The sequence below is a fragment of the Flavobacterium cyanobacteriorum genome, assembly GCF_002251835.1.
Classification (GTDB): Bacteria; Bacteroidota; Bacteroidia; order Flavobacteriales; family Flavobacteriaceae; genus Flavobacterium; species Flavobacterium cyanobacteriorum.
In genome coordinates this window covers 36,793-51,614 of the sequence record NZ_NOXV01000302.1, presented here as the reverse complement: position 1 = coordinate 51,614, position 14,822 = coordinate 36,793, and the positions used below count along the sequence as shown (strand labels likewise).

Sequence of the window (14,822 nt, the reverse complement as noted above, 5' to 3'; positions counted from 1 at the left end):
CAAATATACTATTTCTGGCAAAGGATGAAAATACTTTTAGTGGGCGAATACAGCAGGCTGCACAATTCACTGAAGGAAGGGCTGCAGGCCCTGGGTCATGAGGCCGTCATAGTAGCTACCGGCGACAACTTCAAGAACTATGATGTGGATTATTCCATAGCTCCGCTGTTTTTTACCAAATACCTCCTGCCCCGCAAGTGTAAAAACGCTTTTTACCTGCTTACAGGCATTGACCTTGAAAAAACAGAAAAAGGATTGCGGTTTTACTTTCTGCTGCCAAAGTTAAAAGGATTTGACCATGTACAGTTAATCAATTCTGATGCGCTGGAAACCCATCCCCGCTTTGAAAAATGGCTGTACCAAAAACTGCTGCGGCAAAATAAAAAAATGAGCCTGCTGGTATGCGGTGATGAAACCCCTGTTATTGATTACCTGCTTAAAAATGAGCTGCAGCCCAATATTCTTACCCCCTTTTTTGAAAATCCTACATTAAAAAACACCTACAAGTACCCGCTCAAGTACACCAAAAGGAATTACAGGAGGCTGTTTGATTATGTCAAGGCAAACGCTTCAGTATTGGTTACCTCTGACCTTGACTATAAAATCCCTATGGAACGCATGGGGTACGAGGTAACACACATCCCTAACCCCATAAATACAGAAAAGATACGTGCCACTGCGGTTTCACAACGGGGCAAAATAGTAATATTCCTTGGCATTAACAGGCTGAGCTATATCAAAAAAGGCATTCCTTATTTTGAAGAAGCGCTGGAAATTGTAAAGGAAAAGTACCCTGATAAGGTAAAGGTCATTATTGCTGAAAATACGCCCTACGCCCGGTATAAAAAACTTTATGAAGAAGCGCATATACTGCTGGATTATACTTATGGATTGGACCAGGGATATAACGCACTGGAGGCCATGGCGGCAGGTAAAGTGGTTTTTACCGGTGCGGGCGCTGAATTTATGGCGTATTATGGCTTAAATGACCGTGTGGCCATACATGCCGTGCCTGATGCTCAGGCTATAGCCAATGATCTGGGCGCTCTTATTGATAATCCTGAGGAGATTGTGGCCATAAGCCAAAGGGCAAGAGCTTTTATTGAAAAAGAACATCACTATATCGCTATAGCTCAGCAGTATCTTGAGGCGTGGCAAATATAAAAAGCCGGTTTTAAACCGGCTTTAAATTATTTTTTAACAAACTTTATTGTCTCAGAATAAGTATCTGACGACAATTTTACCAGATAAATACCTGGTGCAATACCCGGAAGGCTTATACTAAATGAAGCGCCAGTTGCTTTATTTTCATAAATTAGCTTCCCTGATATATCAAAAACTTGGATATTTACGCTATTATGTTTATTAGCCAAAGTTATATTGAATATTCCATTGTTAGGATTCGGAAAAAGCTTTGTTTCAGCTATTGCATTTACATTCTTACTTACTTTCTCCTTTTCCCTGGCAGCAATTCTGCTGGTATTGCTGCATCCAATATCAAGATTCGCATCAATTTTTAAATCAATAAAACCCTCAGCATTTGGTGCCAAATCACTTCCTGGCAAAACATCAACAATATTCCGAGCGGTGAAATCTGCAGTGCATTTATCTTTAAATACCACATTTTGAATTGACAGCCTATTATTAATCCTATTTAATTCGAAGTTGAACCTATAAAAAATATGATTATCTATTACTGCACTACCTGTAGGGCTTATCATTTCAGCGACAAATTCAACAGCATCACCTGTTTCAAGTTTACCCGCACCAACTATACCGTAAAAATTTTGATTTATAGGCATGTGTTCTACATCTTTTGTAGTTAGCTGTAAAATATCTTCAACTTCTTTATAATTCAGACACTGATCAACTGAAACCATCAAGCCCACTGTACCTGTTACAAGAGGAGCCGCAGAGGAGGTTCCAGATCCATAAACTTCTGTAAGATTATGACTATACCAAGGCGCCTGAAAAATTTTGTAACTAGGAGCTAAAATATCAACATGCTTATTAAGAGTATGCATCCACACTAAACCATTTGTGTTTGTAGGTGATTGGTAATAGCCATTATGTGTGACTCCTATAGGATTTTGGATATCTGTACCATCTACCACAGGTGATACTGAATCTTCAATATTGACATAGTTTGGAAACCAATCAGATGTACAACAATAAGCACCTGTATCCGTCATTTGAGAATATGTATGATTGATTCCAGATACAGAAATTACCTTATCATAACTAGCCGGATAACCATATTGTATACCTGTATAATACCCACCTCCTGCCCCAGAATGATTAGAATTTGTTGTTGCAAAAGAAGTTCTGTTACCAGCACCAGCAACCATTACAACATTATAATCTTCGGTTATTTCATCAATAATCCATTGTTCCGCTGTATATCCCTCGGATACCAACATTATAGCCCAACTCATATTAATAACCTTAACACCTGATTGTGCTAATTGTAAAAGCATGTTGTAAGATTGGCCCTGATGATTATAAAAGTATGTATAAGAATTTGCAACAATACTACAATCATAACAAACTCCTACAGTACCTGCACCATTATTTCCTTGGGCAGCAGCTAAACTTGCTGTAGAAGTACCATGCCAACTACCTGTATTATTCACATCAAAATAAGCAGGATTAGTATAAATATTTCTTAAAGGAAATAACCTTTGTGTTTTCAATTGCAAATCAACGTCTGTAGTGTCAATATTACTGTCAGAAATCCCAATCTTTATTTGATTTGACCCTGTAGTTATATCCCATGCTTTAGGCGCGTTAATATAATCTAAATCTTTTCTACTGGCGTTTGCTCCTAAATTTATGACAGGACTTGTGGAACCATAATCGTTTGGATAAGAATTTAATAACTCGATTTTATTTCCCGTAGTTTCCTCAAATATTAAATATTTGTCAAACTTTTTTTTCATGTCTTGAAGAAGACTACTATTATAGCTTACGACACTAAATACGTTGAGGGTATTTATACGTTTTGATGCTGGAAATGATTGCTCAAATTGCAGGATTTCATATTTAGAAAAAAAATCTTTTTCTTCTAAATTAGTACCACTATAAATTAACTTATTACCTACTTGTTCAAATTTCGGTGCATTAGAATAGCTATTTATGTGGACATAGAACGAATAAATTGGCCTTTCCTGTTTCTGACTATATGCCGATAAGAAAAATAAGCTGTAGAAAATTAATAAGCTCTTTTTCATTTTATTTTTTATTAAGTTGCTCTTTTAATATTTTTAGCTCTTTATTAAGCTCTATAGTATATAAAGTTAGTTCTTCAATCTTTTGTAGCAGCAACTTATTCATTTCACCTAATTCAATACCTTTTGCTTCAACCTCTTTAGCTGAAGGTATGTCTTTTAAATGCCCTTTTTCTTTTATATGTTGTTCCACTTCCTCAAGTGTGGGTAACTCATAGTCATCTTCAAATACATAATCTGCCCAAGTTGTATAAACTTTTACCCGATACGCTCTTATATTTCCATTTACAGATAATCTATAATTATCAGAACCATCCGTGAAAGATGATGTACCAATACCGATGTTTGAATCTGTTAGAACATTTCCTTCAATCATTGAACTACCTCTAACTACAAATTTATGCTCAGGTAAATAATTAGCCCAACCTCCAACAACAATTCTGGAGTTTGTTTTTGGTAAATCAATAGTAACAGAACTGTTACCATCATCTGTAACTCTAAAGTTTATTTCCTGATTTTTATCAAATAATCTAAAATATCCACCACTACCCTGCTCTGCATTAAATGCAAACCTATTTTTTGCACTTCTATCAGCTATTGTAAAAAAAACTTCTGGGGTAGGATTATAGTTTGAAGAAGGAAAATCAAAAAAATTTAGTAATCGAGCTTGTGAAGGCACATCTATAACCATTCCACCTGTTAAAACCTGACATTTCAAGTTTCTATCCTCCCAAGAAGTAAAGGTCTGTCCATTTGATAATGAATTTGATAATTTAGCGCTACTCGCCCTTATACTTCCATTAACATCTAATTTTTCTGAAGGAGAAGAAGTATTTATACCTACATTACCATTTGAGCCATTAATAAAAACAGAACCCGTTGTAGGTTTAAACGTCAGATGTTTTCCATTCATTGTTACAGTCCTTGTCGCTGAAAGGGTTCCATCACCTGTGTAAATTGTAGTTTGTGCATTTGAAAATTGCAGAAATAATAAAAAAAATCCTGCTGAAAATAAATTTTTCATAGTAAAATGATTAATTGGTTTATATCACAAAACTATTGAAAATGAAATATATTAAACTTATTTTTGTAATATTTTATGAAAAAATTAACAAAATATCTATGAAATAACTTAAAACTCATAATTTAATTATCAGCCATTTAAGAAGTAACTCTTTCTCTCTTTCCCAATCACGTGAAATATTATTTTTAAGAAGAGCGGCGGGTACACCACCGATTAAAATGTTTTGTCCTAATGAAACATAATTTTTATTACATACACTATTTGATGCAACAGAACAATAATCAGGCGTTACAGTATCTTTCATGATTGAAACCCTGTTTCCAATATAATTAAAGCTACCTATATGTACAGGGCCTTTGATTGAATATTTCTCACCAGTCAGCGTATTTATCATGGTGTGAAAGTTCGTATCCAATATTTGCGATTCAGAACCAATACGGGCATAATCTCCTAAAATAACTTTATAGGTACATATTATCTTACCCGATGATGCCATAGATGACATATGCCCAAATTCAGCAACAGCATCAGGTGCCACATACACAAAGTAATCTTTCCCGAATTGTACATGCCCATTAAATATTATTGTTCCCTCGATTGCTAATTCTGCATAACCTTTATGTACAGTAGTTTTTTCGTACGGCTGGCCAAAGCCTATCATCCCTCTTTTTAATGGAGCATTGATTATAATCCTGCCGTTTATGTTTTGAAACTTAACAGGCCCGTAAAAAAAAACCGGTAATTTCAAAGCTGTTAAAAAATTAAATTTTTTAAAATTGAAATATAAAGTTTTCAGCCAGTTTACTTTACGGTAAAATTTTAATTTATGGTAAAGGGTTCTCATTTGTTTTTCTTTTTTAATAAATCCTTCAACATGCTTTTTATAAATATTAGTTTGTCAATTTCTTTATAGGAATATACAATTGACACAAGTAAAAGAATTAAAAAAATTATATGTTTAGCACTTCCAAAATACATTCTGCTAATAACAATACCAAGTAAACATAGCATAAAACCTGAAATAAACACCTTAACAAAATTACTACCAAAGCTAATCCTGTACCTTAAACAGCTAATAAGGCCTATAATTATCAAATGAGAAGCATAGTATATGAATAAAGCTATTCCTAAACCTTCAAGGGAGCCGTAATAAAAACCTGTAATACAAAATAGGATATAAACTGAGTTGAAAAAAACAGCTGTTCTGATAAAAACTTTAGAATCACCTTTTGCAATAATCACATAGCCCATTGTAAAGGAAACAGCTTTAAAAAACATTGCTGCTACTGCCCATGAAAGCATTGGAATTACTTCGTTAAACTTTGCTGAGAGCAGAACTTTTACAACCAGAGGTGAGTATCCAAGAAAAAAAATAATTATTGGTATAATTGCCAGCATAGCAATTATTGCCTGCTGGTTAACCGCTTTATTTATTAAGTAATTATCCTTGCTTATAGAGGCAAGACGTGGAAAATATTCTGCACTCATAGCAGTAAATAAAATCCCTACATAAGAGTTAACCATAGCCATTCCGATTGTAAACAGACCAACTGTACTCACTGAAGACATGTTGCTTATAAATATCTGTATTACAAAATTTGAAAATACAGGCAGAAAGCTACTTAATGCTAATAAAGATCCTAAATGCAATATTTCTCGCCCATGCGCTAATGTTTCATTAAAACTTATTCTTGTATATGCAATGTTTAATTTTTTATAAAAAAAAACTGAAATTAATAAATTAAATAGTGCTGTAATTATAATAGCCGGAACTATAGCATCAATACCTAAGAAATAATATAATGGAAGTGTGAGCAACAATCCGCCGATATTGCCATACAAATTTGTTTTAGCCAAATACTTAAACCTATTCATACCCTGCATAATTGCGGTATGTGAAAAGGTAAGTTGCTGCATTATTATTGAAACTGAAATACAGATTATAGGGACTGTCATTCCTGTATTTTTAAAAGTCCAGATACTTAAATATTTAGAAAAAAAAATTGCTGTTAATGCCCCGGCAATTCCTGTAGCAATGGCGAGCTTAATTACCGCAGAGGCTTTAACCTGTAATATACGGGGTGAATCATTGGATATCTCTGCTATATGTTTAACACTACTTATTTCCATGCCAAAACCAGTTGCCATTCTTACCATATCTATAGTAGAATTAAGAAGGCCGAAAATACCATAACCCATTGGGCCAATGAAAATTGCAAGACACTTTGAACGTATTAGAGCAATTACAATATTGGCAATTTGAACCATGCCAAATAATGATCCTGATTTAATTATATTTCTATATGCAGTAGTTTCAGACATTGTTAAAAAAGCACCTTATCCAGCAATTTATAATTTTTAGTTTCTACCTCATAAAAATCCTGGGTTACGGTACGTGCTCCAAAACTTTCTTTCCAAAATACTAAATTTTCATTCAGCTTTTTACCATGTTCAAGGTTCGAAGGCCCAAAATCAAAGTATCTTTTATCTCTAAAGATTTCTGTTATAAAATAGTGATACAGATAATCAAGGCTTCCGAGTTTATTTTTATCAGCGTTACCTGATATATATTGCGGGTGTGCTACCATATCAGTTACAAAAATTGTTGTACCCGCTACTATTTTGCCCTCATGATAAAGGTTAAACTGGCGTATGTTTTCGGGAAATCTTGAATGTAGCAATGTAATCTCACCTGCCGAATGTACCGGCATTACGCCATGTTTATTCTTCAGGTTTGGTATAAGCACAGTATTCCAGAACAAGTCAAACTCAGGCTCCTCTACTATTTTAAGGTTATTTTTTATTCCCCTGTTTATGCATTGTTTCCTGTCTTTAGAAAATGTAGTTCCCGTGGTTGGGTCATATACGCTGAGGCTATCCTTTTTTATTAAAGCAGCGCCTGCAACAAACAAGGCATAGTCAATTTCCTGTGCGGGAATTTTATGGTATATAGGAGGTATGATCTTCACATATAACTTTAAAAAACCTGCATCATGCAAATATTTTAGTAAAGCCCGTAATATCCTTATTACTTGTGCAAGTTTAACTTTATCATTATAAACAAGCCCCCCATAAGTAAGCCCGCCATGCGAATGCACCTCATCACCCACTTTATTAGCGGGCAATACGGCCAGGAGTTTCGCACCTTCAAAAATTAATAAGGAAAAATCTTCAAACCGGTCGGAATGATATTCCATAAAATCCCGGTGAAAAAGGAAAGTACCGTTTTTTGATGCTTCCACAAAAGCATTCCACTGGCTGTAATATTCAGGTGAGTATTTAACTATGCTATACATTAATTGCTGCCGATACAGGAAGTAAAAGTAACAAAAATAATATAGTTTGCCGTTTTACATCTATATGTGGTAAAACCCGTTCATATTTTTTATTATTTTTAAAAAAAATTATCGCCGTGAAATACATAATGCCACTACTGGTGCTTATTTTTTTAGGGCCTGCCTGCCATGCCCAGGTTGACATAAGCTTATATCAACAGTTCAACGGGCGGTATGATTTTACCTTTGTAGGGAATACACTTAACCCTACCGAAAATAATATTATTAACACCTGTACCATAAATACGTCATCATCGGCAAACCTTAACCTTGGCCCGGGCGATACCATAATAGCCGCATACCTTTACTGGGCAGGCTCAGGATCGGGTGTTGATACTATTAAGCTAAACGGGCAGGATATTTCAGCAACACGGGGATTTTTGGTGACTAATACTACTGATGTTGCAAGGGTGTATTTCAGCAACTTTGCCGATGTTACCCAACAGGTACAGGCTACCGGTAATGGTACCTATACGGTATCGGATTTTGATTTAAACCCTGTTATTTCACAAGTACCGCGTATCTATTGCAATAACAGCACTAATTTTGGGGGATGGGCCATTATTGTAATTTATAAAAATGACAATTTTCCGCTTAACCAGATTAATTTATATGACGGGCTGGAATTTGTACCTAATTCGGTAGATATAACCTTATCAAGCCTTAATGTTATAGACAACATCGGTGCTAAAATCGGGTTTTTAGCATGGGAAGGCGATGCCAACCTGGCTATTAATGAGCGGCTCAAAATCAACGGCAACTCGTTGCAAAACCCTCCCCTCAATCCCTTAACCAATGCTTTTAATGGCACCAACAGTATCACGGGTTCAAATACGTTATACAACATGGATCTTGATGTATATGATATACAAGGCTTTATAAATATCGGTAGCCTGAGCGCGGAAATAACTTTAGAATCAGGGCAGGACTTTGTGATGATCAATACCATCCTTACTAAACTAAACAGCCAGCTGCCAGACGCTACGGTGACTGTAAACAATGTGGGGCAGCAGTGCGGTTCAGGCCAGGTACAGCTTAATTATACCGTGTTTAATGTAAACAGTACCGATGTACTTCCCGCCGGCACGGCGGTATCCGTCTATGTTGACGGTATTTTTATTACTCATTTCACCACTACAGCCCCATTGCCTGTAGGCGGGAGCGAGAGTGGCTCAATAACTATAACTTTGCCGGAGAACACGGAGGATAACTTTGAAGTGAAGCTAATTGCCGATAACCTTAACGGTGTGGCCAGTATAAAAGAAACCGATGAAACCAATAATACCTACACCCTGAATTTGTCAAAATTAATCGTGCCCACGCTGCCCCCTATACCGCCGCTCCTGTCATGCAACGAAGGTTTCGGGGCGGGTACATTTGATTTTTCAGGATATTCTGAAAGCCTGAAAAACAACCCGGAAGACAGTGTTACCTTTTATGAAAATACGGCAGATGCCACCCAGGGAGCAAATCCAATTCTGGATCCATCAAACTATAGGGCAACCTCAAGCCCCAAAGAAATCTTGGTACGGCTGGAAGCGGAAAACGGCTGCTATGCCATCGGCTCCTTCCTGCTGAATACAAGGCTTTGCCCGCCGGAAACATACAACTATGTAACCCCGAACGGAGACGGGCTTAACGATACTTTTTTTGTAAAAGGCCTGCGCAATATTTTCCTGAATTTTAAAATGAGCATTTATAACCGATGGGGCAACCTGGTATGGACAGGAAACAATGCTACCCAGGATTGGGATGGTATAGCCAATGAGGAAAAAGTGGGCCCTGCTGATGCTAATGTGCCCTCAGGAACCTACTATTTTGTATTGGAACTTAACGAGCCTGATTATCCTAAGCCTATAGTGGGATGGGTGTATGTAACGAAATAAAACTATGCAGGTAAAAGATTTAAATATTGAAAAAGAGATACTGCCATTTTTTGACTTTACCTGGAATGAGGATGCAAGGATAAAAGTAAAAAAATTTATACTCACACCTTTAAATACAAAAGATGCCATAATAACAAGGCAGAAAATTGTAAAAGGCTTCCTTACTAATATCAGCTTGTATACATCGTACTCCTACTCAAGGATAGATTATCGTGAAGTATCACAATTCATGTCAGGATATACTGATAAAGAATACCTTCCAAAAAGGCTATCTACGCTGTTGCTGCTAAATAAAAAACGATACTATCTGTACCGCAGCCGTTGTGTACAGGTAATACTTTTGTACCACAGGCTGCATAACCCTATACATCAAAAACCTTACTATTGCTGCATTCCCTGAAACTTATAAAGATGATATAAAAAAACTGGATGATTTTTTTAATTTCCTGAGGCTTGACTATTTTGAAGCGCTAATCTGGTCAGGCGGATTTAAAATTAAGGCAATAGTAGCGTTTATAAAACTTGTATCAGTACACTACAATGAGGGCAGGATTAAAGTATTTGAGGATGCTTATACAACTTTTGAAGCTTATATCTCTATCAGCCTGGGTACTTATAAAAACAAATTTACTTTTCCAGATATTACTGATAATGTACTGCATTTAAAGGATTTTTACCATCCGCTGCTAAAGGAGCCGGTTAAAAACTGTTTTAATCCTGAAGCCAATGTTACATTACTAACCGGACCTAACATGTCAGGTAAATCAACACTTCTAAAAGCTTTGGGAATTTGTGTTTATCTTGCCAATGCAGGCTTTCCTGTCCCGGCAGCAGAAGCAGCCATACCAAAATATGACAGCATTTTTGTATTTATAAATCTTAATGATGATTTACAAAGCGGCTACAGTCATTTTATGACGGAAGTCATTAATCTAAAACAAGTTGTGACTACTGCAAAATCATCAAGATGCTTTGCTGTATTTGATGAGCTTTTCAGGGGAACCAATATAGAAGATGCTTTCGAAATAAGTGAGACAACACTGAAAGGATTGCTAAACTATAAAAATAGTATGTTTTTAGTTTCAAGCCACCTGCACCAGTTGGTTACTATCCCACAGATAACAGCCGGGCAGATAGCATGCCATTACCTTGATTGCAGTTTAAAGGATAATAATCCCGCTTTTACTTATCAACTTAAAGAAGGCTGGACTGACATTAAGATTGGAAAGGTATTGTTTGAAAAGGAAGGATTAAATGAAATTCTTGCCGCTGAGTAGTATTCGATTTCTATTCGTTCAAATAGAGTATTATTATTTCTCCAATGGTGGCAAGGACCATTTAAACACTACAGCCATAAGCCTGATGATAATAATGAGCAATGAGGTTACAAGGTAAAGCAGGTCTTCGGGAAAACCCAGCCGGCGTAATATAAAAAATACAATCCCACCGAATATACAAATAGTAGCGTAAATTTCTTTTCGGAATATAACAGGTATCTCATTACACAATATATCACGGATGACCCCGCCAAAACAGGCTGTCATGGTACCAAGGGCTACGCAGATAACCGGGTCGAGCCCCACAATAAGACCACGCCTTATGCCTATAAGGGTAAATACTCCCAGGCCTATGGTATCGAACAGGAATAAAGATGTACGGAGTTTATCTAGCTTTTTCCTGAAAATTAGTGCCACAAAAAAGCCAAAAATGATGATATAAACATAGTTGAGGTCCTGCATCCAGCCAACAGGCGTCCGCCCAATAAGTACATCGCGCAGGGTACCCCCTCCCACTGCCGTAACAAAAGCGATGACAAATACCCCAAAGGGGTCCATGCGCTTATTCATGGCAGTAAGCATGCCCGATATGGCAAAGGCCATAGTACCCAGTATGTCAATAATGTACAGCATTACATACTGCGGGTGTAGTAATTATAATCATTAATAACGGTATCAACAAAGGCAGTGGCGTTGGCCGATACGGATTTAATGCCTGTAACTTTTTCTATCTTCGCCTGGAGCTTTGCTATCATCTCAAAGTCAGCCTGCCTTAGGCTTGTTTCATAGGTTTCCTTTATAATCCGCATATCATTATCCGTAAGTTTTATAACAAGCGGATATACCGGCACATAATTATGGTCAATCTCCTTCAGTATGGTATGGTCAATAGATATATTGTTTTTAAGTGTAATTATGGCGGTACCGGCAGCAATATCGCCCAGTCGCTGGGTCTTGTTGTTTACCAGCATGGCAATGAGCCCCACAAAGCTAAGCGGCGGTGTCACCTCAATGATCCGGAACATCCACCGGATGACATAATCGCTGAAACCGGCCTGGTAGCCGTCAATTTTTATCACTTTTATCTTCATTATCTTTTTGCCTACCGTCTGACCCTCGAAAAAATTTTCCTGCCAGAGTGCATAAAACAGTACAGGCAAAGAGATAAAACCCTGTATGGCAAACTGTGACCAGTCATCCAGCCTTTCTACATAGCTGCTAAGGCCGAATACACTCATTATCAGGTAATATATAGTAAAATAATAAGCTGTAATGATAAGAAGGTCTACAAGGTAAGCAAGTATCCGGTCCCCTACTGACGCTGTGTTAAAATTTATCGTAACATTTTGGGTAGTAGTTATAGAAAGTTCTGACATATTTTATATTTTAGCCTCTGTATGAGAGAAGTTGCATTTATTAAGCAAAATAAAGAAAAATGGCTTGAATTTGAGCAGGCTATTTTTGGTAAAGCAAAAAAAAATCCTGATGAGCTGGCAAGCCTGTACATCCACCTGGTGAACGACCTCTCGTACGCTCAAAGCTACTACCCGAAAAGCAAAACAGTTGTTTATCTTAACTATCTGGCTGCGACTACCTATCAAAAAATATATAAAACGAAACGTGAGGAAACTAACAGGCTGGTGTATCTCTTTAAAACCGAAGTGCCCCTTATAATGTACCGCTACCGCAGGTACATGCTTTACGCTTTTGTGCTGTTCTTTGTCTTTACGGCAATAGGTGTACTGTCGGCTTCAAAAGATACCGACTTTGCAAGGCTTATCATGGGTGATCATTACGTTAATATGACCCTTGAGAATATTGAAAAAGGCAACCCCGTAGCTGTTTACAAAAGCGGCAGCAACTGGGGCAGCGCTTTTGCCATAACCCTTAACAACCTCAGGGTAGGCATACTTTCCTTTATACTTGGTATTACAGGTGGTATAGGCACGGCATGGGTGCTCATGCAAAATGCCATAATGCTTGGCTCGTTCCAGTATTTTTTTTATGAAAAAGACGTTTTTTGGGAAAGCGTACGCGGTATATGGATACACGGCAGTATGGAAATATTTGCCATGGTTATTGAGGCCGGTGCGGGGCTGATACTTGGAGCTTCTATCCTGTTCCCAAAAACATTTTCAAGGATGGCCTCATTTAAACAGGGCCTGAAAAACAGCCTGAAAATAGTGCTCAGCACCATGCCTTTTACAATTGCCTCGGGTATACTTGAAGGATTTGTAACCCGCTACTCTCCTGACATGCCTGTTGTATTAAACCTTTTTATTATATTTTCTACATTATCATTAATTGCCTGGTACTACCTTGTGTACCCTTATAAGGTAAATAAAAAAACTAAAGATGTTCAAGCTATTTAAAACACGTAATTTCAGCGATATTTTCAACGATACCTTCGGCTTCATAAAAATCACCGGTAAAAACTATTTTAAGAACTATGTCCTTGTAAACAGCCCGTTCCTGCTTGTACTTATAGTGCTTGGCTACTTTACGGGAAAAGTATTTTTTGACGCCGCCCTTTCAGGTTTCGGCACTGCAGGTTCACAACGTATCATCGAAGATTTTTTCAGCAACAACCTCACGTTCTTTATTACATCAATTATAGGTATAGGGCTGCTGTTCATCATAATTGCCATGATAAACTACAGCTACCCCGTTATTTACATGAGGCTGTATGAAGACAATAATGAACCTACAACAACCCAGATAGTACAGGAGCTCAAAAAAAGCATTAGCAAAATAATACTTTTCGCCCTGCTTTGGTTTATCAGCTTCCTGCCTGTATTTATACTGGTAGGTTTTGTATGTGTGTTCTTATTTGTGCTTATTATCGGGATTCCTTTTGCTTTTATCATACTGGCAGCGGTTTTCAGCTGGATGACTTTATCATTCTACCATTACCTCAATTCTGGCGAAGGCTATTTTACATCTTTTGGTAAAGGGCTGACCATAGTTTCATCAAAATTCTGGACCCATGCAGGCTCAACGGTTATATTTGCCATCATCATATACATAGTGCAGCTGGTAATATCGCTGATCCCGCATATTTTTGGCATGGCCTCAATCTTCACTGACACCGAAGGCCAGACACAGGAGGAAGTACTTTCATTTATGGGCATTGTAGCGCTGATAACCTTTATTATTACAACTATAAGCAATTATGTACTGGGTAACCTTATTTACATCAACCAGGGCATGATATACTACAGTTACCGGGAAGAAAATGAGAATCATTCTGCCAAATCAGAAATTGACCTAATAGGCAGCGACAGTGAATAAGCTACCCGTTTACATATTGCTATTTTTTGCCCCGGCGTTAATTACCGCACAGGACAGCGGAAATATGATTATTGATGCCGACACTACTGCCACAGTAAATTTCCTCACTGAAGACAAGTCGGCCAACGCCACTGTACCTTCAGATACTCTGGTTGCTTATACCCCGAAGAGGTTCGAAAGCGGCTTTAAAACCAAATATAAAGGAGAGGAATTTATTTACGAACTGAAACCACAGGCTAAAACGAACTGGCAACGCTTCCTGGATTGGCTCAGTAAAGTATTAAACGATATTTTTTCATTTGGCAATAGTGCCACCAATACCCCCGCCTATGCCATTATTGTAAGGATATTGCTGGGGCTTTTGCTGCTTTTTGTAGTTTACCTGATAGTAAAAGCTATTGTAAACAAAGAAGGCAGCTTCAGGATATTTGGCAGATCGGGCAAAAAGATATCTGTACAAAATGTAACAGAAGGAGACATCCACCAGATGGATTTCAGGCAGCTGATAGAGAGCACAAAACAAAAACAGGACTACCGCCTCGGCGTTCGGTATTATTACCTTTGGCTGCTTAAAAAACTCTCTAACCGCGAAATTATCGACTGGCACTGGGACAAGACCAATACTGACTACCGGTATGAAATAAAGGATGCGGGGCTCAGGAAAGATTTTGAGTATCTTTCATACCTGTACGATTACAGCTGGTACGGCGAGTTCCCTATTAATGAACTGGCTTTCGGCAAGGCTGAAAAAGCATTTTTAAAAACTATTAATACGCTGTAGT

Annotated in this window: 14 protein-coding genes; 7 read left to right on the top strand and 7 right to left on the bottom strand. The window is 37.4% G+C overall.

Going from position 1 to position 14,822, the window contains the following annotated elements; genetic code table 11:
- Positions 1 to 24 precede the first annotated feature (24 nt).
- Positions 25 to 1,164: a glycosyltransferase family protein gene (locus tag CHU92_RS13970; RefSeq protein WP_094416642.1), complete on the top strand. Its 1,140-nt coding sequence runs from the start codon at positions 25 to 27 to the stop codon at positions 1,162 to 1,164.
- 26 nt (positions 1,165 to 1,190) lie between these two features.
- Here the strand turns inward: CHU92_RS13970 and CHU92_RS13965 are convergent, their stop codons facing one another.
- The 5 genes from CHU92_RS13965 to CHU92_RS13945 form a co-directional block, all read right to left on the bottom strand.
- The gene (locus CHU92_RS13965) at positions 1,191 to 3,230 is read right to left on the bottom strand and encodes a S8 family serine peptidase (RefSeq protein WP_094416614.1); all 2,040 of its coding nucleotides are present in this window, start codon (positions 3,228 to 3,230) and stop codon (positions 1,191 to 1,193) included.
- 1 nt (position 3,231) lies between these two features.
- Complete coding sequence (locus CHU92_RS13960; RefSeq protein WP_094416612.1) at positions 3,232 to 4,251, bottom strand: hypothetical protein; 1,020 nt, start codon at positions 4,249 to 4,251, stop codon at positions 3,232 to 3,234.
- Positions 4,252 to 4,366: 115 nt separating this feature from the next.
- Positions 4,367 to 5,095 (bottom strand): LbetaH domain-containing protein, encoded by a 729-nt coding sequence (locus tag CHU92_RS13955; protein ID WP_094416610.1) that lies wholly within the window; start codon positions 5,093 to 5,095, stop codon positions 4,367 to 4,369.
- Positions 5,092 to 6,573, bottom strand: a complete 1,482-nt coding sequence (locus CHU92_RS13950) for an oligosaccharide flippase family protein (protein WP_094416609.1) — start codon at positions 6,571 to 6,573, stop codon at positions 5,092 to 5,094. Before CHU92_RS13950 ends, CHU92_RS13955 begins: the two co-directional genes overlap by 4 nt.
- Positions 6,574 to 6,575: 2 nt before the next feature.
- Positions 6,576 to 7,547 (bottom strand): GNAT family N-acetyltransferase, encoded by a 972-nt coding sequence (locus CHU92_RS13945; RefSeq protein ID WP_094416607.1) that lies wholly within the window; start codon positions 7,545 to 7,547, stop codon positions 6,576 to 6,578.
- 116 nt (positions 7,548 to 7,663) lie between these two features.
- Between CHU92_RS13945 and CHU92_RS13940 the strand changes: the two genes are divergently transcribed.
- From CHU92_RS13940 to CHU92_RS16200, 3 genes are read left to right on the top strand one after another with little or no spacing between them, the layout of a single operon-like run.
- Positions 7,664 to 9,472 carry a T9SS type B sorting domain-containing protein gene (locus CHU92_RS13940; protein WP_243389612.1) on the top strand — a complete coding sequence of 603 codons (1,809 nt, stop codon included), beginning with the start codon at positions 7,664 to 7,666 and terminating at the stop codon, positions 9,470 to 9,472.
- Positions 9,473 to 9,476: 4 nt separating this feature from the next.
- Positions 9,477 to 9,872: a hypothetical protein gene (locus tag CHU92_RS13935; RefSeq protein WP_094416603.1), complete on the top strand. Its 396-nt coding sequence runs from the start codon at positions 9,477 to 9,479 to the stop codon at positions 9,870 to 9,872.
- Positions 9,829 to 10,749, top strand: coding sequence for a MutS-related protein (locus tag CHU92_RS16200; RefSeq protein WP_317044704.1), 921 nt, complete (start codon positions 9,829 to 9,831; stop codon positions 10,747 to 10,749). The genes CHU92_RS13935 and CHU92_RS16200 overlap by 44 nt, the downstream gene beginning before the upstream one ends.
- Before the next feature lie 33 nt (positions 10,750 to 10,782).
- Here CHU92_RS16200 and CHU92_RS13925 read toward each other — a convergent pair whose 3' ends face one another.
- Both CHU92_RS13925 and CHU92_RS13920 read right to left on the bottom strand, forming a co-directional pair.
- A complete protein-coding gene (locus tag CHU92_RS13925) occupies positions 10,783 to 11,382 on the bottom strand; it encodes a trimeric intracellular cation channel family protein (RefSeq protein ID WP_094416599.1) in 600 nt (199 codons plus the stop codon).
- Complete coding sequence (locus tag CHU92_RS13920; protein ID WP_094416597.1) at positions 11,382 to 12,125, bottom strand: RDD family protein; 744 nt, start codon at positions 12,123 to 12,125, stop codon at positions 11,382 to 11,384. Before CHU92_RS13920 ends, CHU92_RS13925 begins: the two co-directional genes overlap by 1 nt.
- A 21-nt stretch (positions 12,126 to 12,146) precedes the next feature.
- On the opposite strand from CHU92_RS13920, the gene CHU92_RS13915 reads away from it, so the two are divergent.
- From CHU92_RS13915 to CHU92_RS13905, 3 genes are read left to right on the top strand one after another with little or no spacing between them, the layout of a single operon-like run.
- A complete protein-coding gene (locus CHU92_RS13915; protein WP_094416595.1) occupies positions 12,147 to 13,121 on the top strand; it encodes a stage II sporulation protein M in 975 nt (324 codons plus the stop codon).
- On the top strand, positions 13,105 to 14,040 hold the full coding sequence (locus tag CHU92_RS13910; protein WP_094416593.1) for a hypothetical protein: 936 nt from the start codon (positions 13,105 to 13,107) through the stop codon (positions 14,038 to 14,040). The genes CHU92_RS13915 and CHU92_RS13910 overlap by 17 nt, the downstream gene beginning before the upstream one ends.
- Positions 14,033 to 14,821 (top strand): DUF4129 domain-containing protein, encoded by a 789-nt coding sequence (locus CHU92_RS13905; RefSeq protein WP_129583099.1) that lies wholly within the window; start codon positions 14,033 to 14,035, stop codon positions 14,819 to 14,821. The genes CHU92_RS13910 and CHU92_RS13905 overlap by 8 nt, the downstream gene beginning before the upstream one ends.
- Position 14,822 lies beyond the last annotated feature (1 nt).

Coding starts and splice junctions, on each gene's coding strand:
- CHU92_RS13970 (WP_094416642.1), top strand. CDS start 25: ATGAAAATACTTTTAGTGGGCGAATACAGCAGGCTGCACAATTCACTG.
- CHU92_RS13965 (WP_094416614.1), bottom strand. CDS start 3,230: ATGAAAAAGAGCTTATTAATTTTCTACAGCTTATTTTTCTTATCGGCA.
- CHU92_RS13960 (WP_094416612.1), bottom strand. CDS start 4,251: ATGAAAAATTTATTTTCAGCAGGATTTTTTTTATTATTTCTGCAATTT.
- CHU92_RS13955 (WP_094416610.1), bottom strand. CDS start 5,095: ATGAGAACCCTTTACCATAAATTAAAATTTTACCGTAAAGTAAACTGG.
- CHU92_RS13950 (WP_094416609.1), bottom strand. CDS start 6,573: ATGTCTGAAACTACTGCATATAGAAATATAATTAAATCAGGATCATTA.
- CHU92_RS13945 (WP_094416607.1), bottom strand. CDS start 7,547: ATGTATAGCATAGTTAAATACTCACCTGAATATTACAGCCAGTGGAAT.
- CHU92_RS13935 (WP_094416603.1), top strand. CDS start 9,477: ATGCAGGTAAAAGATTTAAATATTGAAAAAGAGATACTGCCATTTTTT.
- CHU92_RS13925 (WP_094416599.1), bottom strand. CDS start 11,382: ATGCTGTACATTATTGACATACTGGGTACTATGGCCTTTGCCATATCG.
- CHU92_RS13920 (WP_094416597.1), bottom strand. CDS start 12,125: ATGTCAGAACTTTCTATAACTACTACCCAAAATGTTACGATAAATTTT.
- CHU92_RS13915 (WP_094416595.1), top strand. CDS start 12,147: ATGAGAGAAGTTGCATTTATTAAGCAAAATAAAGAAAAATGGCTTGAA.
- CHU92_RS13910 (WP_094416593.1), top strand. CDS start 13,105: ATGTTCAAGCTATTTAAAACACGTAATTTCAGCGATATTTTCAACGAT.